General features: G+C 65.4%; 16 protein-coding genes and 2 tRNA genes. 5 read left to right on the top strand and 13 right to left on the bottom strand.

All coding sequences use genetic code 11. The features are described from left to right. Positions 1–52: 52 nt before the first annotated feature. On the top strand, positions 53–1495 hold the full coding sequence (locus tag EXQ71_10090; GenBank protein MSO87852.1) for an NAD-dependent succinate-semialdehyde dehydrogenase: 1443 nt from the start codon (positions 53–55) through the stop codon (positions 1493–1495). Continuing rightward, positions 1474–2358, top strand: a complete 885-nt coding sequence (locus tag EXQ71_10085) for a hypothetical protein (protein MSO87851.1) — start codon at positions 1474–1476, stop codon at positions 2356–2358. Before EXQ71_10090 ends, EXQ71_10085 begins: the two co-directional genes overlap by 22 nt. Positions 2359–2388: 30 nt before the next feature. Here EXQ71_10085 and EXQ71_10080 read toward each other — a convergent pair whose 3' ends face one another. After that, positions 2389–3441, bottom strand: a complete 1053-nt coding sequence (locus EXQ71_10080; protein MSO87850.1) for a magnesium and cobalt transport protein CorA — start codon at positions 3439–3441, stop codon at positions 2389–2391. On the opposite strand from EXQ71_10080, the gene EXQ71_10075 reads away from it, so the two are divergent. Beyond that, positions 3383–4261 carry a maleylpyruvate isomerase family mycothiol-dependent enzyme gene (locus tag EXQ71_10075; GenBank protein MSO87849.1) on the top strand — a complete coding sequence of 293 codons (879 nt, stop codon included), beginning with the start codon at positions 3383–3385 and terminating at the stop codon, positions 4259–4261. The genes EXQ71_10080 and EXQ71_10075 overlap by 59 nt on opposite strands. Here EXQ71_10075 and EXQ71_10070 read toward each other — a convergent pair. Beyond that, positions 4258–5025, bottom strand: coding sequence for a DUF3105 domain-containing protein (locus EXQ71_10070; GenBank protein ID MSO87848.1), 768 nt, complete (start codon positions 5023–5025; stop codon positions 4258–4260). The two genes, EXQ71_10075 and EXQ71_10070, sit on opposite strands and share 4 nt — an antisense overlap. Positions 5026–5027: 2 nt before the next feature. Here EXQ71_10070 and EXQ71_10065 point away from each other — a divergent pair, with 2 nt between their 5' ends. Next, positions 5028–7409 (top strand): hypothetical protein, encoded by a 2382-nt coding sequence (locus EXQ71_10065; GenBank protein ID MSO87847.1) that lies wholly within the window; start codon positions 5028–5030, stop codon positions 7407–7409. Between the two features lie 43 nt (positions 7410–7452). Here the strand turns inward: EXQ71_10065 and EXQ71_10060 are convergent, their stop codons facing one another. From EXQ71_10060 to EXQ71_10035, 6 genes are all read right to left on the bottom strand, one after another. Beyond that, positions 7453–8751 (bottom strand): cytochrome P450, encoded by a 1299-nt coding sequence (locus EXQ71_10060; GenBank protein ID MSO87846.1) that lies wholly within the window; start codon positions 8749–8751, stop codon positions 7453–7455. A gap of 42 nt (positions 8752–8793) precedes the next feature. Beyond that, entirely contained in the window at positions 8794–9771 is a 978-nt protein-coding gene (locus EXQ71_10055; GenBank protein ID MSO87845.1) for a hypothetical protein, read from the bottom strand. A gap of 235 nt (positions 9772–10006) precedes the next feature. Further along, on the bottom strand, positions 10007–12703 hold the full coding sequence (locus EXQ71_10050; GenBank protein ID MSO87844.1) for a hypothetical protein: 2697 nt from the start codon (positions 12701–12703) through the stop codon (positions 10007–10009). Positions 12704–12856: 153 nt separating this feature from the next. Next, positions 12857–12940: transfer RNA gene (locus tag EXQ71_10045), tRNA-Ile, on the bottom strand. 110 nt (positions 12941–13050) lie between these two features. Beyond that, a complete protein-coding gene (locus EXQ71_10040) occupies positions 13051–14475 on the bottom strand; it encodes a hypothetical protein (GenBank protein MSO87843.1) in 1425 nt (474 codons plus the stop codon). Between the two features lie 186 nt (positions 14476–14661). Beyond that, a complete protein-coding gene (locus EXQ71_10035) occupies positions 14662–15255 on the bottom strand; it encodes a hypothetical protein (GenBank protein MSO87842.1) in 594 nt (197 codons plus the stop codon). Between the two features lie 161 nt (positions 15256–15416). On the opposite strand from EXQ71_10035, the gene EXQ71_10030 reads away from it, so the two are divergent. Next, positions 15417–15977 carry a sigma-70 family RNA polymerase sigma factor gene (locus EXQ71_10030; GenBank protein ID MSO87841.1) on the top strand — a complete coding sequence of 187 codons (561 nt, stop codon included), beginning with the start codon at positions 15417–15419 and terminating at the stop codon, positions 15975–15977. A gap of 118 nt (positions 15978–16095) precedes the next feature. On the opposite strand, the gene EXQ71_10025 is transcribed toward EXQ71_10030, so the two are convergent. The 5 genes from EXQ71_10025 to EXQ71_10005 all read right to left on the bottom strand — a co-directional run bounded on the left by EXQ71_10025 (position 16096) and on the right by EXQ71_10005 (position 21750). Then, positions 16096–16172, bottom strand: a tRNA-Ile gene (locus EXQ71_10025). 37 nt (positions 16173–16209) lie between these two features. Then, positions 16210–16902 carry a hypothetical protein gene (locus EXQ71_10020; GenBank protein MSO87840.1) on the bottom strand — a complete coding sequence of 231 codons (693 nt, stop codon included), beginning with the start codon at positions 16900–16902 and terminating at the stop codon, positions 16210–16212. A 39-nt stretch (positions 16903–16941) separates the two neighbouring features. Beyond that, positions 16942–17244, bottom strand: coding sequence for a hypothetical protein (locus tag EXQ71_10015; GenBank protein ID MSO87839.1), 303 nt, complete (start codon positions 17242–17244; stop codon positions 16942–16944). Between the two features lie 73 nt (positions 17245–17317). Continuing rightward, positions 17318–19783, bottom strand: coding sequence for a DNA gyrase subunit A (gene gyrA, locus EXQ71_10010; protein MSO87838.1), 2466 nt, complete (start codon positions 19781–19783; stop codon positions 17318–17320). Next, positions 19783–21750 (bottom strand): DNA gyrase subunit B, encoded by a 1968-nt coding sequence (locus EXQ71_10005; GenBank protein MSO87837.1) that lies wholly within the window; start codon positions 21748–21750, stop codon positions 19783–19785. Before EXQ71_10005 ends, gyrA begins: the two co-directional genes overlap by 1 nt. Positions 21751–21792 lie beyond the last annotated feature (42 nt).

Genomic DNA, 21792 nt, shown 5'->3' with positions numbered 1-21792 from the left:
GAGCCTGACGCTCAAGTCCGCTCTACCCTCGAAACGCGGTACAACCGGCACCATGGCTGAAACGCTCTCTCGTACAGACCTCTTCATCGGCGGCGAATGGCGGCCAGCCGCCAGTGGTGACCGATTCGCCGTCCACGACCCTGGCACTGAGCAAGTCATCGCCACCGTGGCCAACGCGGGAGCCATCGATGCTCGAGCCGCGACGGCCGCGGCCGCCGCCACGCAGCCTGCGTGGGCGGCCCTACCCCCGAGGGCCCGCGCCGAAATTCTCCGACGGGCATGGGAGTTGCTCACCGAGCGGGCCGACGATCTCGCTCGCCTCATCACCCTCGAAAACGGCAAGGTATTCGCCGAAGCGAAGGGCGAGATCACCTACGCCGCCGAATTTTTTCGCTGGTTTAGCGAGGAAGCCGTCCGGCTGCGGGGCGAGTTCTCCACCGCCCCCGGCGGGGCCAACCGAATCCTCGTCCTCCACCAACCAGTAGGGGTGGCCTACCTCATTACGCCGTGGAACTTCCCGGCCGCCATGGCCACCCGCAAGATCGCCCCGGCCCTCGCTGCCGGATGCTCAGTAGTGCTCAAGCCCGCCACCCTCACGCCCCTCACGGCGCTGGCGCTAGCGGAAGTGCTCCACGATGCCGGGGTGCCGGGCGGCGTTGTGAACGTGATCCCCGGGAACCAGGCCCGTGTGATCACCAACGCCGTACTCGAGCACGAACGGGTCCGAAAGGTTTCCTTCACGGGCTCCACCGAGGTGGGGCGGATGCTCATCGCCCAGGCCGCTGAACGCGTGCTCAACGTCTCGATGGAACTCGGCGGTAATGCCCCCTTCATCGTGCTGGCCGACGCTGACCTCGATGCGGCCATCGAGGGCGCCATGATCGCCAAGATGCGGCACAACGGCGAGACCTGCACCGCCGCCAACCGCTTCTACGTTGAGGCCCCCGTGGCGGCCGAGTTCTCCCAGCGGCTCGCCGAGGCGATGGGTGCCCTTCCCACCGGCCACGGCCTCGAGCCCGACAGTCGGCTCGGGCCACTGGTGGATGCCGACACCCGCGCCAATGTGGCGGCCCTCGTCGACGGAGCCGTTCAGGCGGGAGCCAAGGCCATCGTGGGCGGATCGGTCCCGGAGGGCACCGGGTTTTACTACCCAGCCACTGTCCTTACCGACGTAGCGCCCGACAACCCGATTCTCCAGGAGGAGATCTTCGGACCGGTGGCCCCGATCGTGACCGTGGCTGATACCGCTGAAGCGATTCGTTTGGCCAACAGCACCACCATGGGGCTCGTGAGTTACGTCTACACCCGCGATCTGGCCAAGGGCCTGCGGGTGGCAGAGGCCCTCGAGTCGGGGATGGTCGGACTGAACAAAGGGATCGTGTCCGATCCGGCCGCTCCGTTCGGGGGAATGAAAGAGTCCGGGCTTGGTCGTGAGGGCGGCCACGAAGGCATGCTCGACTACACCGAGACGAAATACGTCGCCACGGACTGGTAAGACACAATCGTGTCCTGCCCCCCGATCCTCTCGCCCGCCTCAACCATCAACGCACGCCCCCCGACGCCCCCATCGCGCGAGGATCACAGCCCGTGAGCATTCCTCCTATCGATCAGGCCACCGTTGATCACGCCGTCGCCCTCACTCAGGAGGCTGGCCGACGCACCCAGCACTGGTTTCGGTCTCCTGATCTTCACCTAGAGCGCAAAGACGACGGCACCCCGGTGACCAACGCCGATCTCGACGCCGAGCGCTACCTCCGCCACAAACTGGCTCAGGACTTTCCCGGCGATGGCGTCTTAGGTGAGGAAGAGGCCCCCACTCCGTCCTCCACCGGGCGCCGCTGGATTCTTGATCCCATCGATGGCACCAAGTCTTTCATCCGAGGCGTGCCGCTCTATTCCAACTTGCTGGCCCTCGAAGACGAGTACGGCATCGCCGTAGGCGTCATCAACCTCCCCGCCCTCGGGGAAACGGTCTGGGCGGGGCGGGGCTTGGGATGCTGGTCCGAACGAGGGCCCGCCCGAGTGAGCGACCACGCCGCCCTCACCGGGGCCAGCGTGATGACCACTTCGCTGAGGCGATGGCGGCCAAGTCAGATCGAAGCCTTTCGAGCCGCCGGCACCATGCTTCGCACCGAGGGGGACGGCTACGGATACGCCCTGGTGGCCACCGGCCGCGCCGACGCGATGATCGACCTCATCGTGGAGCCCTACGACGTTGGCCCGATGCCGGTGATCTTGGCCGAAGCGGGCGGCCGCTTCACCGACCTCTCTGGTGCGCCTGGTATCGCGGGAGGCAGCGGCCTCGCCACCAACGGCGTGATCCACGACGAGGTCCTATCGCTTCTCGGCGGCGGCTAGCCCCCCCCCACCTCAACCGGCGGGTTCGTCTCACGAGTCCTTAGCCCGGTCCGCCATGCCGGGCCCGGAATCGGCCCCAGATGGGCCGGGGACGGCGGCTGGTCCCAGCCAACCGATCTGCCGGAAACGACGGTGCAGGGCCAAGGAGATCAACGCCATCAGACCCAGCGTCACCCAGTAGCCGTATCGGGTCTGGAGTTCAGGCATGTGCTCGAAGTTCATGCCGTAGATGGCCGCCACCACAGTGGGGAACCCCCCGATGGCCAGCCAGGCGGAAATCGTGCGCATGTCGTCGTTCTGGCGCACCGAAACCTGGGCCAGGTTGGCGTTGAGAACGTCGGAGAGAAGGTCCCGAATGTGCCCCAACGAACCCACCTCGCGACGAAGGTGATCCTCCACATCACGGAAGTCGCGATCCAACTCCCGCTGGGCCCCGGGAACGGCACCATGCACGAGCGGATCGAGGGCATCGAGCAGCGGCTGACTGTTTCGATAGAACTCCAGGACCTGACGTTTCAACTTGAAGATGCGGGCGGCGGGATCGAATCCCCGAACCCGGTTGGGATCGAATACGGCGTCCTCGATCTCGGCCAGATCGTTGTCGAGCTCCTCCACCACTGCCTTGTAGCCGTCCACCACATGGTCCATCACGGAATGCAGCACGGCCATAGGTCCACACCCGAGGCGCTCGGGGTCCTGCTCCAAGGCGGCTCGCGCGTCGACAACGGCGCTGGCCTCACCGTGCCGGACGGTAACAACGAAGTTCGGGCCAACAAACAGGTGCATCTCGGCGTAGGTCACCGTTTCGCTGAGGTCGTCGTAGTGAGCGGTCTTGAGCACTACGAAGATGCTGTCGCCGTAGACCTCCAGTTTTGCTCGCTGATGGGCGGCGATGGCGTCTTCCACCGCCAAGCGGTGCAACCCCAACTCATCCTTGACCACCAAAAACTCCTCGCTGGAGGGCTCGTGTAGTCCCACCCACACAAAGGAATCGGCCTCGCTGGCCGCCTCGAGGGCATCGCTGATGGGGAGGTCCCCGGGTCGCCGCACCCCCTTCGTGTACACCGCGCAATCCACGATCACCCCGTCAGCATTGCCGGTCCGAGCCCGTCGATCGGGTATGGAGCGGTTCTGCTACCACCGGGGTCGCCGCACCGCCACGGGAGCCATCCGTGGCAGGCTCCTGCCCATGGACCCCTCCACCCACCTCGACCATCTCGTTCGAGACCGCGCCGCCCTCCTGGCGGCCCACGCGGCGGACCCCGACGCGGCAGTGTCTTCGTGCCCAGGTTGGGACCGCGCCACGTTGCTGGGGCACGTGGCGTTTGTCCACGCCTGGATTGGAGCCCAGGTGGAGGCCGGGCCCACCGAACGGATTCGCCTCAGTTCTGTGTCCCGGCCGCCCGAGGGTGAGGACCTGCCCGCCTGGTTCGAAGCCATCGCCGCCCACACCGCGGAGGTGCTCTCTACGATGGATGCCCACCGGATGTGGCCCAGCTGGGCCGGTCCACAACCAGGCACCTTCTACCCGCGGCGTCTCGCACAAGAAACCGCCGTACACCGCTGGGATGTGGCCGCCGGGACCATCGATGCCGCCTTGGCCGTCGATGGTATCGATGAGCTGCTGGACATCTTCTCGCCCTTGATTTCGAGCGAGAAGATGGCGGGTTCGAGCGGCACGATCCACCTCCATGCCACCGACATCGAAGGGGAGTGGCTGATCCAGATGGGCAGCGAGGGCGTCACCTTCACCCGGGCCCACGCCAAAGGCGATGTGGCGCTGCGGGGGGTGGCGTCGGACCTATTGCTATGGGCTTGGAACCGGGTACCGGCCGACGATCGCTTCGAGGTATTCGGCAACCGCGAGGTACTCACCACCTGGCGCAAGGCGGCGGCCGTCTAGGGAATCGGCGTGCCCAGGGGGGACTCAAGGCAGGTGGTCCCGGCCTCGGGGGCCTGATCGCCGTCGGTGTATTGGTCCAGGAACTTCTCAATGCGGGGATCGGCGACGGAGTCGAGGGTGAGTTGACGGGCCCACGCGGTAGCGACCACGGCCACCCCATCGGCGAGGTCGGGATACGGCGTGGCCACAATCCTGGGAGAGGTGCGGGCCAAGTTGTGAATAACGTTGATGTCCGCCGCCGGAAGATCCGGCGAATACGCGAGCCACACGGCCCCGTGCTCCAGATCGTGCACCAGATGCTCAGCGGGTGACGCCTTGTCATAGAAGCCACAGTTCAACCAGACGGGGTTGTGGACACCGCCGGCGGGAGGGCTCAGCCCGTAGTCCACCGGTGATTCCGTGTGGGTGTTGTCCGGTACCCGGATGGCCATCACACCCTCGATCCCCTCAGCGGCGGGCCCGATCTCCACGTTGGTTTCCTCACCACCCGCTGCTCCACCATCGTCGCCTCCGCAGGCGGTGACGATCAGAGTGGACGTGACCACGCCAGCGAGAAGAAGCTGGCGGAGCATCGTCGGAGAGTACACGCCACTGGCGCTATGGGCGCCGCACCCGTAGAGCGTTGCCACGTCCGACATCGCGGCGATGCCAGCAGCGGGCTGGGCGGGCTTCGATCGACGAGGCAGGTCGACAGAGCGACGTAGGCTAGCCATTGGATAGCAGGCGTTGTCGCCTCTCAAGGGTTTTGAAAGAGAGTTGATCATCGGTGGCAGCGATCAGATCGGGCTTGGCGGGCCGGTGTGCTGTCGTTGTGGCCGTCATCGCCACCGTGTGCTGTGTCACCGGGCCCGCTTCGGCCCACACTCCCCATGATGTCGTCGCCGACGTCGAGCTCTCGCCGGACTTCGAGGGTGACCACACCCTGTTCGCCATCGTCCGGGAGTCCCTTCTCAAGTCAGATGACGGCGGTGATACGTGGACCCGACTCGTCCGAGGACTCGACAATCGATTTCAGCTGCGTGCCGTCGAGGTGTCGCCACAGAACAAGCAGGTGCTGTTCCTCGGATCTCGAGGCGACGGCATCTACCGGTCGAGCGATGGCGGGCAGACCTGGGCCAACAGAAGCCGCGGCCTCCCCACCCTCGATGTTCGTTCCCTGTCCATCTCCCCAGGCTCATCGGACAACCTCTTCGCCACGATCGAGACCAATGGTGTGCCCACCGTGGTCCGAACGGAAGACGGCGGCCTGAGCTGGTCGACCGTCTCCGACGCCGGCGCGGCGAGTGTGATCGAGTTCGCCAACGATGACCCTGAGGTGGTTCTGAGCGGGTCGGAAGGCGGACCGGTGAGGATGTCGCGCGACGGCGGGTCCACCTGGCGCAAGATCGCCGACTTTCCTGGGTCGGGAGGCATCACCGCGATCGTCGCGTCACCCAACACCTCTGGCGGCCACTCGATCTTCGTGGCCACGCACGACAAGGGTCTCTTCCACTCCACCGACGATGCTCAATCGTTCGAACCCGTCGGTACCGGCATCACCGATGCCTCAATCGTGTCCGTCGCCGTGTCTCCTCACTTCGCGGTCGACCAGACCCTTTGGGTGAGCACGTGGTCAACAGGGGTCTTCACATCCGGGGATGGCGGCGCTTCCTGGTCTGACGAAGTTGACGGGCTCACGACGAACCGGCAGGCCGACCTCCTCGGGCGATCCCAGTTCGGGCCGTTGCGCGTCTCCAACACGACGGTTGGCATCCGGCCGATCCTCTTCCTCGGCGCGTTTGAGGGGCTCTTCCGCTCCTCCGACGCCGGGATGTGGCAAGAGCTGGAGACGCAGTCCTCGCGCAACATCAGCAGCATGGCGATCTCCTCCTCGTACGGGGAGGACACGACGATCGCGGTGGCCACCTACCTCAACGGAGCGTTTCTCTCGGAGGATGGAGGCCGTACGTGGACGGCGATCAACGACGGTCTCGCTTACCAGGGCGTCTGGACTCGGTCCGAGGAGTACTACGCGCGGCTGACCAGCATCGGCATCTCGCCGTCATTCGCCTCTGACCGCACCCTCTTCGCCAGCGAGCGCGGCTACGTGTTGCGATCCGAGACGGCGGGAGACCAGTGGCGTGCGCAGATCCCAGATGGCCTCGTGGTGGAGGGAGAGGAGCCGCCCGACTACACTCTCTGGGCCTTTTCGTCCGCCTACGCCCAAGACCAAACGGTCCTTCTCGGGTCGAGCAGGGGCAAGGTGTTCCGTTCGAGGAACGGTGGATCGGAGTTCGCCAAGGTCGGCCAGATGGACTCACCCGTCTCAGCGATCGCGACCTCCCCTGCCTTTGCATCTGATCACACCGTCATAGCGGGCACCTCCACCGGGATGCAGCGCAGCGCGGACGCTGGTCGCACCTGGGAGCGCATCGGGCTGGGCGGTCAGCGGGTGACCAGCTTGGCCATCTCTCCGGACTATGCCGACTCGGGCCGCGTCTTCGCCGGCACCACCAACGGGCTCTACGCCACCGACGGAACGGGCTGGACCCCGGTCACGATCAGCGGTGTCAGCCCAACAAGCAGCATCGAGGCCGTAGCCGTCTCCCCAGAGTTCGCGAGCGACGGAACCCTCCTGGTGAGCGTGCGGGGCCGTGGTCTGTTCCGGTCAGCAGACGGCGGGGCGACCTTTGCTCCCACTGGAGAGGCGTTGCTGGAGCGCAACATCGTCCTCGCCAACTTCTATCACGGCGCAACCGAGGCGATCCTCTTCTCCCCAGACTTCCAGCACGATCACACCATCTTTGGGCAAGCGGGCACAGCCGTAGTCAAGTCCACGGATGGCGGCGAGACATGGGAGTCGCTGGTGCTGCCGCTCAGCACCCACGACACCGCCGTCGAGGCTGCTCCCGGCGGATTGCTGCCCATGATCGATCCCTCGGATCTCCACCACGGGCGGCCGGACAAGCAGTCGGCCGCCCCCCCGGTGGGTCGCGCGATTGCACGGCCGTTGCTGGCGGGCCTGGGCTGCGCAGCCCTCGCGTTCGCTGGACTCACGTTTCTTCGACGCCGACGCCTCGGGGCCTGGCGACCGTTCGAGTCGATCGCGGCGCGGGTCGTCGGGTCCTTCGCGGTCCTGGTCGTTGTAGTGGCGGTGCTGGCAGCCTGACGACCCGCGACGGACCTGCGGCGGTGCCGGCGGGCGCTGCGGTCTAACTACCGATGCGATGTTTGACCTTCGGCCCTGGCGTCCATCGCGTCGGCAGGTGCTTGATCCCGTTGATGAAGTTCGACTGGAGCCGGTCGGGTTCACCCACCGTGTGGATGTCGGGCATCCGCCTGAACAACTCTCGAAACATCACGGTGATCTCCCGGCGAGCGAGGTGAGCACCGAGACAGAAATGGGGACCCGGACCGCCAAACCCCAGGTGATCGTTAGGGGTGCGGCCCACATCGAAGGAAAACGGATCGTCAAACACGGCCTCGTCCCGATTGGCGGAGCAATACCAGAGCACCACCTTGTCGCCGGCGTTGAGTTCCTGCTCACCGATGCGCACGCCGTCGGCCGTGCAGGTACGCCGAAAGTGGATCACCGGCGTGGCCCACCGAACGATCTCTTCCACCGCCGTCGGGGCCAGTCCGTCGAAGTCGGCCTGCCATCGGGCCATCTGATCGGGATACTCCGACAGAGCCTGCATGCCGTGGGAAATGGCGTTGCGGGTGGTCTCATTGCCCGCTGCCACCAGCAGCAGGAAGAACGATGCCACCTCGGCGGGAGTGAGGCTTTCCCCGTCTACCTCGGCGGTGATCAGAGCCGTGGTCAGGTCCTCCTGCGGATTCTTCATCCGGGCCTCGCTCAATTCAGTGATGAGTTGCGTCAACTCTTGAGCGGCGATTATTAGCGCTGTCATAATCCCCGACTCGGTCTGATCGGGCACGTATTCGGCATCGCCAAGCCCCAGGATGATGTTGGTGCGATCGAAAATGAACCGCTCCTGGCTGCGGGGGATTCCCATCATGTCCACGATGATCCGCAGGGGCAGGGTGGCGGCCACCTCGGTCACAAAGTCGCCTTCGCCCCGCTCGATCACATCGTTGACGATCCCCGCCGCCGTGGCCTCAACGTCGCCCTTCATCTGATCGAGTTGGCGCGGCGTGAACCCCCTCGACACGATGCGTCGCATGCGGGCGTGCTTGGGATCGTCCATGTTGATCATGGAACCGAGAAACTCCAAGAACTCGGTGGGCATGTCGGGAATGTTGGTGCCCTGACTGGAGCAGAACACCGCCGGGCGTTTGCTGGCTTCGAGCACATCGGCGTGGCGGGTGAGCGAATAGAAACCCGGCCCCGGCGGGAAGGTCTCCGACACGATCGGCTCCTTGAAGAACCGGATCGGATCCTGCTCCCGAAGCGTAAGGAAGGCCCCTTCCCTGTCCGCTACCGGGCCGGCCCAGAATTGAGGGTCAGACAAATCGATCTGATCAAGAGACAACGCTTGGCTCGGCTTCATCCCGCCAAACTAGACCGACTGGTCAACGCGGAGCACCTGACGTCAGGATCCGCCCTCGAACACCGCCGCTTTGATACCAACCGTGGCGAGGGCAACCAAGAAGGGAACCGGCTCGGCCAGGGCACCGAGGCCCTGGGCGCCGGCGGGGAGGCGGCCGTCCACTGCCCAACGCGTCGCCAGGGCGGCCACCGCACCGGCGGCCACTGCGGGGCGGTCGAGTGCGCCGAGCACCCGCACCTCGGTCTGCCCGTTGCGCCGCCCGCGAACTTCCACGCGAACGGCCCCCACCAAGCCCTCGGGATGTGGCTTGCGCAGCATGGGCAAGTGGGCCGAGAGGCGGTCCCGGCGGGTGGCCGCCAGCCGCGCCGTCACCCGACTTACGCCACTGAACAAGGGCTGCAACAACAAAGCATCGGGAAGCTCGGCCCGGTAACAATCTTCGGCGCCGATGGGATCGGGGAACCAACACAGCTCCCGACCCGATCCGGCGGGCCGACGTTGCCATTCGCCGTCACGCCAGTCCAGGCCTCGGCCCGTGAGCGACGCATGGTGGTGACGCGCGCACGCCGGACCGCCGGTTCCGGAGCGGGCGATGTGCACCTCCTCCACCTCGTCGAAACCCGCCGCCGCATGGCGGGCCAGCACGCAGGAGTATCCCGGTGAAAAGGCGGCGCCCACCACTAGCGCCACCGAACGTTCCCGGGCCGCCCCATCGAGATCCAGCAGGGCTTGCACATCACTTATCGAATCACTGGTGGACACCACCGTGCGGCCTGCCGCCACGTGACGAGCGGCTTCGGCCGCGTGGGAGCCAACCGGCCCGGCGAGCAACACGGCGTCCGCCTCCACCTCGCGGTCATTGCCCACGTCGGTGGCCTTGTCGCCCGTGGCCTGGACGACCGCGACCCGTCGGGCCGCGTCGAGATCAGAGACGAAAACCTCCTCAACATCGCCTGCCTCTACCAACTGACGGGCGGCCCGAGCACCCACGGCACCGGCACCAACCAGAAGGATCCTCATTCGAGATCCGGGCCCGACAGTTCACGCCAGCCCCCGTATTGGGGAGGGGTTCCACCGCTCCCTCGGAGACGAAGGACCGTCGCGACGATGCTGGCCACCCCCACTGCAACAACCGCACGGCGAAACAAGGCCATCAGGGCTTCTCCTTCACGAGACCATGGGAGCAGGAGGGTAGCCCCCCGCGGTGCCTATCCCTAGCAGGGATGTGCGGCCCGCCGCGCCAGCGCCGGGGAGGTCAGGCGGGAACAACGAGGTTCGACAGCGTGGACCGTGCGCTCGCTCCAGCGCCGTTGATCGCGATCACGCTGAACCGATAGGAGGTTCCGTTCGTGAGGCCCGTGAGCGTCTGGCTCGTGCTCGCCGGACCGAATGTCGTCGAAGGCAGGACGAAATACCCGACGTAGGGGGTCACCGTGTATCCGGTGATGGGAGAGCCCCCGTCCGACGACGGCACCGTCCAGGAGACCGTTGCCTGTCCCGGCCCAGCCACGGCCGTCACCGACAGCGGGGCCGATGGTACGGCGATCGGTACGACGGCGTTGGACGATCCTGACGGGGCACTGGTGCCTCCCGCGTTCGTCGCCGTCACTCGACACGTGTAGGTCTTGCCGTTGGTCAAGCCGCTTGCCATCACTGGGCTCGATGGGCCCGACCCGCCGCCCGTGACTCCTCCGTTGGTCGAGGTGCAGGTGCTGTCGAAGCGAACCGCGGGGGCCCCTCCGGCGCCGGATGGGGTGAAGGTGACCGATGCGGACCCACTGCTGCTGGTGGCGGTTCCCATCACCGGGGCGGAGGGGGCCACGGGAAAGGGGCCCGTGTGCGTGGCGCGTGGGAAGACCACCCGCACCCACGTGGCCCCCCCGTCGGTGGAACGGAACAGGTGATCGTTGGAGTAGCCGAACACGGTCCGGTCGGCCTCGAAGACCGGGGAGAAGGCGATCGCCGACGCCGTGGGCTTGGCGTTGGAGTTGTCGAGCTGCTCGTTGGCATCCAGGAGCGCGGTCAGTAGGGCACCGAAGGTGGCGCCTCCGTCGGTGGAGCGGAGCAGACCTCGCCCACGGATGCTGACGAGAACGGTGCCGGGCCCGCTGGACGGGGGCGAGCTGGCCACCGACACGACCTCAGCCGTGGCCGGGACCGACGACGGCAGCGACGCTCGCGTCCACGACACCCCTCGGTTGGTACTCCGAAACAGCCCGGTCGTGGTGGCGGCGAGCCAGGTCTCGCTGACGCCGCTTCTCACGACCACCGCAAGCCCCGTCATGTTCAAGCTCGCCGTCGGGGACCACGTCGCACCGAGGTCGGTGCTCACGTAGACACCGCGACTGGTGCAGACCAACAGGCGCTGGTCGGCGGCGAAGTTGGGCGAGGCCTGGAGGCACCGCGGCTGGAACGGGATCGTGCCGACCCGCTGGAACGAAGCGCCCTCGTCCACGGAGCGGTTGACGAAGCCATTGCCACCATCGACCATCAGGACGGAACGATCGTTGGCGAAGTTCGGCGATGGCAGCACGAAGGGGATGTGGGTATCGAAGTCAGGGCTGCTGAACCCCGGCACGGACGTGCGCGACCATGAGGCGCCGCCGTCACTCGAGCGCAGCACGCCGCCGGGACTCCCGCCGTGGGTGGCCACCGAGGAGTACAACCAGGACCGCCCGGCCACCGGGGGCGCGTAGGCGATGTTGTACAACCGAGCGTACCCATCCGGCTCGGCATCCCAGAAGCCCCGTTGGGCCAGCCCCAGGTTGCTCTCCGACCAGGTTGCGCCCGCGTCGGCCGAGGTGAAGGCGCCGTTCGAGTAGGTGGAGATGGCCACCTTCCGGTTCGTGCCGTACTGCGGGGAGAGCGATAGGCCCACGAGGATGCTCGAGGTGAGGGTCTCGCTCTCGGCCCAGGATGCCCCCCGGTTGTCAGAGGCGTACAGCCCCACGAAGGCAGCCAGGAAAACGGTCTGAGTCCGGGTGACCTGGTCCGTCAGCGCGCTCACCACCCGGCCGAAGTTCGGACGGTCCTGGAAGGCAATCTGGGTCGGTTGGGGATCCCACACCAGACCGCTGTTCGACGCGCTCCAGGTGCTCCCCCGGTCACCCGAGACGAACAACCCGCCGGTCCAGGTCGACGCGAACACCGTGGAGTCCCAGGCGTAATCGGCGGAGTACGTCACGGAGGTCACCCGCGGGTCCGTGAGGCCGCTGTTGACCGAAGTGGCCGTCTTGGTGAAATTGTTCCACCGGAGGACGCCGCCAGTATTGGTGCCGATCAACGCGAGGCCGTCGGTCGAGAAGGACGGAGACACCGCGATCGACGTGATCGCTCCGGCCCCCGCCAGTGGGTAGTTGAACCAGGCCGCCCCGCCAGTGCCCGAGATGTGCAGGACACCGTTGGCGTCCCCCGCGAACACCACCTGGCTACTGGCCTTCTTGAAGGCCACCGCGGTGACGGCGGCCCCGAAACTCCCCAGTGGCCCCCACGACACCCCTCCATCGCGGGTGATGTACGCACCAGCGGCCGGGCCCGCGACGACGGCAACATCCCGAGAGGCGCTCGTCGTACCCACCACTTGGAGGTCATTGGCAACCGGGGTCATCACTCGTGTCCAGGCGACTCCCCCGTCGTCCGAGCGAAAGACGCCGTCCCGGCTCAAGGCCCACGCTCGGCTGCTCACCCCGCCGCCGAAGGCCACCCCTTGAGGTTGCGCTAGGTTATTGAGCCCCTTTACGAGGCGCTGCCAGGTCACCCCCGCGTCCGTGGATCGCATGAACAGCCCACGCGAGATGGCGAGGAGCGTGTCGTCGGAGCTGAACTCCGGTGATACGGCGACATCGAAGATGTCGTCGTGCGGGGTGTGCGCCGACGCTGACGGTGGCGACGCCGCGAGCCCCACCGCCACGAGAAGCACCGTTATGAGCGCCCACCGCTTACTTGCTCGCACTGTGCCCACGTACATCACACCCCCCCCCGACAAGCGCCAGCGTAAAACCGGGAACGCAGCACGATTAGCCCCAACGAACCCTACCAATCCCGCCCCACGACTGTCATTTGGCCGAATGGTACTTCCGGCGACGGCAAACTTACAGGTCAGGGATAGTGGGGCGAGGAAGAATCGAACTTCCGACCTCATCCTTATCAGGGATCGATGGGGGTGCGCGCCATTGACCGCCATCCCCACTGACCTGGTCTTTCGCGACGGGGGGTGACCGCCAGAAACCGCTGTTTGCCACTTCGCCGGGTAGCCGCCCCGCCCGATGTCGTCGCCAGTCCCCATCCCCTCAGCCCGCCTCACCGCTCGTGGAGCTCGGCGATGGAGTCGAGCTGGCTCCAGTCGAACAGATCCGGGTCGTTGGGACAGTAACTGGGCCAATACCGCTCGAGGTCCGGGGCCTTGAACGGCTTCCAGGGCTTCCCTGCCGACGATCGGTCAATCTGGACGCGGACCTTGTCGAACTGCTCCTGGGTGAGCGGGACGATCGACCGGGCCGGTGCCTTCGGGAGGACCTTGTCCCAGTCGGGGTCGTCACGCCAGCGGCCGTCGTGGCGGCGGAGGACCTCGCCGTCCACGAGAGCCAGCATCACCAGCACCGCGTCACGAGCGATGTAGTCGACCACCGCGACGACCTTGGACCCGGAAAGCAGCCGTAGCGGCTCTCCTCCCAAGGCAGCATTGATCACTGCCGCCCGGAATCGGTTGGTCGGTTGCAGGCCCCCCGGTGGTACCGGCCTCGGCGGCGAGAAGTGGTCGAGCGCGGCGAGGGCATCGTCGTCTTCGGAATGGAACCAGATCTGGTCGATATCAGTGACGCCGTGGACCTTGACGAGGACCTCCACGGCGGCGGCGGCGGCTTCGTCCTCGTCGGCCGGAATCCATTCCCGCCACAGGTTCCCGCCGTCATCGGCGTCGTGCCACCCCTGGTAGGCGAGCCACACCAGGTGGTCGACGGTCATGGCGTCGTTGTCCCGCTCGAGGTAGCGGATGCCGATGGTCTCCAGACGCAGGTTGGGTCGGAAGGTGGCGAACTGCACGTAGCGGACCGATCCAAGAACGTTGATCACGAGGTGCGAGTCGTCTTTCAGCCGCCGCAGGACCTCCGCAAGGTGGGGGACGATCCCGGCCACCGGGGGTGCGGACGGATCAGCGGCGGCTCGACGGGCCTTGAGCTCATCGAAGAGGACGCTGTCGTCGATCCACTCGAGGGCCGAGTCGACCCCCGCCCCCTCTCGGAGCCCATCGAGGTCGATGATTCCTGTTTCGTCGCGCATGAAGGACGAGAACACCAGCCAGCGGACCCGGTCGGTGCGAGTGCCGCCGTCGAGCTCTGCCGACTCCCGGGCAATTCGTTGGTAGGCGTCGTTGATCCTGGCGATGTCCTTGTCCTCGTCGGAGTACCCGCCCCCGAGGCCGCCCTGGGTGAAAAAGGCGACATCGCCCGTGGGCGCGGTGGTCACGAGGCTGAGGGCGTAGCTGTTGATCCCGTGGCCGGCGTAGGAGAGCGAGAAAAGGGGACCGTGGTCGATGATGTTCCGGGCGACCGCCTCGACGTCGAACAGGTACAGCTCGTCCAGGGCGTTGAGATCGCGGGTGCCCCAGTGCCACTGGCCGAAGGCGTCGACCTGGCCGGGGTCGGTGGATCCGAGGGGCGGTACGACGAGACGGCTCCTCGTAAGCGTCTCGATCATGTCCCAGACGGGCGGTTTGGCTGCGTTCACGGTTGTTCCTTTCGGGGTCGAGGGTCGGGGCCTCATCGGTAGACTTCGGTGGAATCGGTGAAGTCCTGCTTCCAGTGCCACTGGTCCGTGACGTACTGGGCGAACTCGTTGTCGTTGAGCTCGACGGTGACGCTTCTCATTGGGGATCTCCTGGTTGGGTGGGTGTTGGTACGGATAGGTGGCGGGTCAGGCGACCCGGGCGGCCGCTTCGTCCTGGCGGATGCTGCGGATGATGCGAACGACGTCGATATGGTTCTCGTGGCGCCACTGGGCGAGCCGGCGACGGTCCTCGGACCGGCGGGCGGGGTCGACGTCGTGGCGGCGGTGGAACCAACCGAGGGCGTCCTCGGCGTAGGACACTCCGGCGATGGGGCGGGCGGTACGGATGGCGTCGACCGCGTCCACCGGGTCGACGCCCTGATCGAGCAAGACGGCGTAGGCCAACGACGGCCCCCGGTTGATGCCCATGTGACAGTGGATGAGCACCTTGGCGTCGGGATCGCTCAACGCCTCCCGGGCCCAGGCGACACCGTCGTCGAACCAATGGTCCGGTTGGCCGTTGCCGGCGTCAGCGACCCCGTTGCAGAGGTACCTCATCTCGGGGGCGAGGTGGGCCACGAGGTCCTCGTCGGTCCACTCCTGCCGATTATCGATCACGTGGGTGATCCCGAGGTCCTGCCAGACCCGAAGGGCCGCGGCGGCGTCCTCCCGGCGATGGGGTAGGTCGCCGCCGGTGGCGATGCGATCGGTGACGAAGTCGAGGTTGGGCTTGATGGTCACGTTCGTGACTCCTTTCGATGGGGCGCTCGGGTCAAGTGCCCTTCAATGAAGAGGAGTCATCCGAGGGGCGATTTCTTACACCGGGTCTCGCGAATCTCTTGCGGGGGCCCTTGCGGGCTGTCGCCAGCGGCGGGCCGGCCTGACCCGTAGCCTTCGAGGGCATGGGGGAGCTGAGCGACGAAGAGTTGGTCTACTTCCGAAAGATCGCACTCAAGGCAGCCAAGACCATCTCCAGCGATGACCAGGTGTTCGAAGGCGCGGCCAACCACGCCGTGATGGAGCTCATCGAGGGACTCGACGACATCGACCCGGACAAGCGAGATGGGTGGGTCTGGAAGGTCGCCGCCAACGACGCCCGCCGCATCGGCAAGAAGCTGCACCGGGACGTTCCCTTCGGCCGGCAGGGAACCTTTCCTCCACCGCGACAAGATGCCGACGGCGACTTCGGGCCCGACCAGCACTACGCGCGCCTGGTCCAGGAGCTGCCCCTCGGCATGTCGAGCCCCAGCGTCCAGTCCGTCCTGCAGATCGTGATCGAGCAAGCCCTGGACAGCCTGTCCCCCGAAGCCCGGTTCCTCATCGAAGCCCGCTACGTAGCCGGCCGGTCGACCAAGGACATCGCCGCCGAGCTCGGCAAAGAGCCAGGCGCCATCGACGTCGCCATCCACCGCGCCCGCAAAGCCCTCGCACTGCTTCTGGCCGACGACCCCCGTGTCAGCTGAGGCGAGGCAGTTGGGTGCCTTGAGACCTCACCCGACGGCAGCACTCGAGGACGGCGGCCTGGGCCCGGTTCGGGCGGGGCGGCCATCGCAGTATGGCGACGGACTCGCGGGTCAGGACTGGTGGGGCTAGGAAGAATCGAACTTCCGACCTCATCCTTATCAGGGATGCGCTCTAACCGACTGAGCTATAGCCCCGGGTGCAGCGCCGGGAACTGCGAAGATAGCCGCCGCCCTAGCGCCCCGGCGAGCCGGTACCGGCCGATCGGGGGCTGGGATCCTCCTCCAGCACCGTTATCCGTACCCCCCCGGTGAGGTCGCTCAGCACGTTGAACAGCAGCGCCATCACCACGGCACCCATCGAACCGGCGAACACGAGCACAAACCCTCCAAGGGCAACGGCCGCAAAGATCTTCCTGTCCTCGAATCGGAAGGTGTCCTGCAGTTCAGCGCCACCGACGCAGCTCTGATCCCCAGTGGGGACGGCGGTGACCGGTTGGTCAGCGGATGGCACAGCTGGCACCGCCGGGACCTCACCCACGGGTTCAGGGCAGTTGCCGAAGCCCCCCACCTCGGTGATGAAGTCCTCCACGCCACCCAGGGTGCCGGTACTGCGGGCGCCCCCCCACAACAGAGCCAATGCGATACAGATGATGACGACCAGCGCCAGGAAAAACAGCAACGAGAGCTTCAGAACCGACCACGGGTCGATGTGGCGGACCACCCGCTGCACCTTGCGGGCCCGGACGCGATCACGACTGCTCCCGGGCCGTGACGGGTCTTTGCCCCCCTTCGCCGGCGGCCGACTGATTCCGTGAGCGGCGTCAGAGGCACGCCGAGAACGAAGTTCCTCTGTCGCCGCGTCGCCCACCCGGGTGCCAATGGGCATCGATGCGCCAGCGGGATCGGAAACCATCGCCGTAAGCATAGGGCTGGCCCCCCATCACTCAGCCGCATACATGCGCCCTTAGTCGCGTTGCGCCTTCGCTTCCGCACTCGTTCCACCCCGGTCAATCACCACCCACACCTCATTGCCCTCGGCTCGCCACGTCGTCACCTCCGCCCCGTTGGCGGCGGCTACCTCACGGGCCGCATCTTCCCCTTCCGCGGCGCCCGCCAATGCCGCGGCGTCGGCGGCGGTCCGAGCGGCGGCCTGGTTTTGGGCGCGGTGCACCACAGGCACCATCCCGATGGCCACCACTACGGCGATCAGCAGCACCGCCAAGACCAACGGAACGGTTTGGCCACACTCGTGTTCTTGTCGTCCCACGACGACCTCCTCGACTCGGGCGCGTATCGCCACGGGTGAAGGGGGAAGAAGAGAAAAATCCGGACGAGCCGAATCAGCTTGTGTCGTCGTCGGCGGAAAGAACCGGGGCTACCGACGCCACTGTTTCGTTGTCGTCGAGGTTCATAACCCGCACGCCGGTTGCGTCGCGTCCCTGAGAAGAGATCTCCCTCACCGGCATACGAATGAGCGTTCCCACCGAGTTCACCACGAAAATCTCGTCGTCAAGGCCCACCATGAAGGCCGCCACCACGTGTCCCTTTTTGGCTGTGATTTTGATTCCCCGCACTCCCTGCCCGCCGCGGCCTTGGCGGTTGAAGTGCTCCAACTGGGTGCGTTTGCCGTAACCGGCATCGGTAACGATCAGCATGGCTACGTCGTCGCGACAGCTGTCGAGGCTCACCACTTCGTCGCCGGTGCGCAATTTCATGCCCCTCACCCCTGCGGCGGCTCGGCCCATGGGTCGCACGTCGCCTTCCGTGAAACGGATGGCCTGGCCCAACTTGCTGAGCATCAAGATGTCGTCGCTCCCGTTGGTAGGAATGACCTTCACGAGTTCGTCGCCCCCCCGAAGATTGATGGCGATGATCCCGGTGCGCAACGACGAGTCGTAGTCATTGAACTTTGTTTTCTTCACCTGCCCCTGCTTGGTGGTGAAGAACAAGAAACGACTGGTCTCGTAGTCGCGGGTGTCGATGATCGTTTGGATGTGCTCCCCCGGCTGAAGTTGCAGGAGGTTGGGCATCGCCGTCCCCCGAGCGGTGCGTTCCTTCTTCGGAATCTCGTGGGCCTTGAGGCGATAGACACGCCCCAAGTTGGAGAAGAACAGCAGGTACGCATGAGCGGTAGTGGTGAGGATCTGCGTCACGTAGTCCTCATCGCGAAGTTTCGCGCCCGCCACGCCGCGCCCGCCCCGGCCCTGCGAGCGGAAGGCATCGGCCAGCACCGTTTTGATGTAGCCACGAGCCGAGAGGGTGACCACCAGTTCCTCGTCGTCGATGAGGTCTTCGATGTTTACGTCACCGAGGTCGAGGGTGATCTTGGAGCGGCGGGCGTCGGCGAACTTGTCGCGCACCTCGGTTAGCTCATCCTTCATTACCGTGCGCAACACACCTTCATCGCCGAGGATCGCTTCGAGCCCGGCGATCACCTCCCGTAGGTTGGCCATCTCGGTTTCGAGATCAACCCGCGCCAAGCGAGTGAGTTGACCCAACTTCATTTCGAGAATGTGCTCTGCCTGCACGTCGGAGAAGTTGTAGGGAGCCGAAGTGAGGCCCACGCGCGCCTCCGCACGATCATCCGAGGCCCGGATGAGCGCGATGATGGCGTCGATCACGTCAACGGCTTTGAGCAAGCCCTCCACGATGTGGGCCCGGTCGCCGGCCTTTTTGAGGCGGAACTCAGAGCGGCGGCGGATGACCTCGGCCTGGTGATCAACGTAGGCCTGCAGCGCCTGCACCAGGTTTAGCGTGCGGGGAATGCCCCCCACCAGGGCCACCGTGTTCACCGAGAAGTTCGTCTGCAACGGGGTGTGCTTGTAGAGGTTGTTCAAGATGACCAGGCCCGGCGCATCCTTCTTCAACTTGATCACGAGACGGGTTTTGCCCCGGGCGGATTCGTCGTTCACATCACTGATGCCCTCGATGGACCGGGTTTGCACCAACTCCGCGATGCGAGCCGCGGTCACCGAGATGGAGGTCTGGTAGGGCATCTCGGTCACCACGATCTGGTCGCCGCTGCGTCCACTGCCTTCCTCGATCTCGCACACCGCCCGCAGTCGGATCGATCCTTTTCCGGTGCGATAGGCATCAAGAATGCCCTGGCGGCCCATGATGAGAGCCCCGGTCGGGAAATCAGGTCCCTGGACGAACTGCATCAGGTCATCGGGGCTGGCCTCGGGGTGGTCGATGAGGTGGATGGTGGCGTTGATCACCTCGCCGAGGTTGTGGGGCGGAATGTTGGTGGCCATCCCCACCGCGATGCCCTGGCTCCCGTTCACCAACAGGTTGGGGAATCGCGCCGGGAGCACATCCGGTTCGGTTTCGTCGCCCGAGTAGTTATCGGACTTGTCCACCGTGTTCTCGTCGATGCCGTCGAGCATCCGCATGGCGATGGGATCCAGTCGGCACTCGGTGTAGCGGGAGGCCGCCGCGCCGAAGTCGGGGCTGCCGAAGTTGCCGTGTCCGTCTACCAGCGGGTGGCGCAGCGAGAAGTCCTGCGCCATACGCACGAGCGCGTCGTAGATCGATCCCTCACCGTGGGGGTGGTACTTCCCCATGACGTCGCCGGTAACGCGGGCGCACTTCATGTGGGAGCGGTCGGGGCGCGCCCCGAGTTCGTACATCCCGTACAAAATCCGCCGGTGCACTGGTTTCAGGCCGTCGCGCGCGTCGGGCAGAGCGCGGGTGGTGATAACCGACATCGCATAGTCGAGGAACGAGGATTCCATCTCCTCCTGGATCTCGATCGGTTCGATGGCTTCGCGCACGGGCCCGTCAGTGGGGGGGGTTTGATCTGACATCAGATGTCCAGGAACCTCGCGTCCTTAGCGTTATTCACGATGAAGGCCTTGCGTACTTCCACTACGTCGCCCATGAGGGTGGAGACGGTGTCGTCGGCCAGGGCAGCCTGTTCGGCGGTGACCCGAAGCAACGTGCGGAGACCATCTTCCATCGTGGTGACCCGCAACTCCTCCGCGTCCATCTCCCCCAAACCTTTGAGACGACCGAAGTCCTTCTTGTGATTCGGATTGTCTCGCAGGAAGAGATCCTTGGCATGGTCGTCTTTCAGGTACACCTTCGCCTTGCTGACCTCGGTGGAATACAGCGGGGGCTGACAGATGAATACGTGTCCGTGTTCCACCAGGGGCTTCATTTGGCGGTAGAAGAAGGTCAGGAGCAGAGTGCGGATATGTAGGCCATCCACATCGGCGTCGGCGAGAATACAAACCTTGTCGTAGCGGCGTTTTTCTACGTCAAACTCCTCCCCCACCCCGGCCCCGATGGCCGCGATGAGCGCCTGGACCTCGAGATTGCGCAGCATCTTGTCGAGGCGCGCTCGTTCCACGTTGAGGATTTTGCCGCGGATAGGCAGAATCGCTTGCCGTAGAGGATCTCGGGCACTTACGGCTGAACCGCCCGCCGAATCGCCCTCCACGATGAACAGTTCGCGCTCCTCGCGGTTCTTAGAACTGCAGTCTTTCAACTTGTCGGGCATTCCGGCGCCGTCGAGCAGAGTCTTGGACCGGATGACGTCTCGCGCCTTTTTGGCCGCCATGCGGGCTTGGGCCCCCGCGAGGGCCTTCTTCACCATCTTGTTGGCCTCAGCGGGGTTTTCTTCGAACCACTGACCCAATTTGTCGTTGGTGGCCTTCTGCACCAGCGTCTTCACGCTGGTGTTCCCCAGTTTGCCTTTGGTTTGTCCCTCGAACTGTGGCTCGCGCAGACGCACCGAGAGGATTGCCGTGATGCCTTCGCGGATGTCTTCGCCGAGCAGGTTCGGCTCTTTCTCTTTGAGCAGGTTCTTGGCTCGGGCGTGCTTGTTCACCACGGTGGTGAGGGCCGCTTTGAACCCTTCCTCGTGCGACCCACCCTCGGTCGTGTTGATCCCATTGGCGAAGGAGTGGATGCCGTCGGCGTTGTACCCCGTGTTCCACTGGAACGCCACCTCCACTTCTTGTTCTTCTTCGGCCAACTCGTAGTACCCCACCTTGGCGAAGAGTGCCTCTTTGGAGGTATTGAGATGCTTGACAAAATCGATGATGCCGCCGGCGTAACGGTAGGTAACCGCCGGGGCGGCATGCTCGGGCCGTTCGTCGGTGAACACGATCTCCAGGCCCTTGTTCAAGAACGCCATCATCTGGAGGCGTTCGAGAATCGTACGGGCGGAAAACTCGGTGGTTTCGAAAATAGAACCGTCCGGCCAGAACGTGACGGTGGTGCCGGTGCGGCCGCGGGGCGAGGTGCCGACCACCTCGAGTGTGCTGCTGGGTACTCCGCCGTTCTCGAAGGTCATTTGGTAGCGCTGTCCACCGCGGTCCACCTCCACGATGAGTTTTCGGGAGAGGGCGTTCACCACCGACACCCCAACACCGTGCAGCCCACCAGAAACCTTGTACCCGTCGCCGCCGAACTTTCCGCCGCCGTGCAGTTTCGTAAGGGCGATCTCCACCCCGCTCATCTTCTGCTGCTTGTTGATGTCGGTAGGAATCCCGCGTCCATCGTCCACTACCCGGCAGCCGCCGTCGGGCAGTAAGGAGATCTCGATTCGAGTGGCGTGGCCAGCCATGGCCTCATCCACCGAGTTGTCCACCACCTCCCAAACACAATGGTGAAGACCAGTGGGCCCGGTGCTGCCGATGTACATGCCAGGGCGTTTACGAACAGGATCGAGCCCCTCCAGAACCTGCATGCTGTTGGCCCCGTAAGACCCCTCGGACTGCGCCACGAATGGACCTCGTTTAGATGGTGGGCCCGGCGCCTGGAGCATCCGGGCTGCGTAGGGGGAAAACGCCAGGGAAATCGAAGTAAA

The organism is Acidimicrobiia bacterium (genome assembly GCA_009694375.1).
Classification (GTDB): domain Bacteria; phylum Actinomycetota; class Acidimicrobiia; order Acidimicrobiales; family VFJN01; genus VFJN01.
The sequence above is the reverse complement of the archived record's forward strand: the minus strand, read 5'-3'. Positions and strand labels throughout refer to the sequence as shown.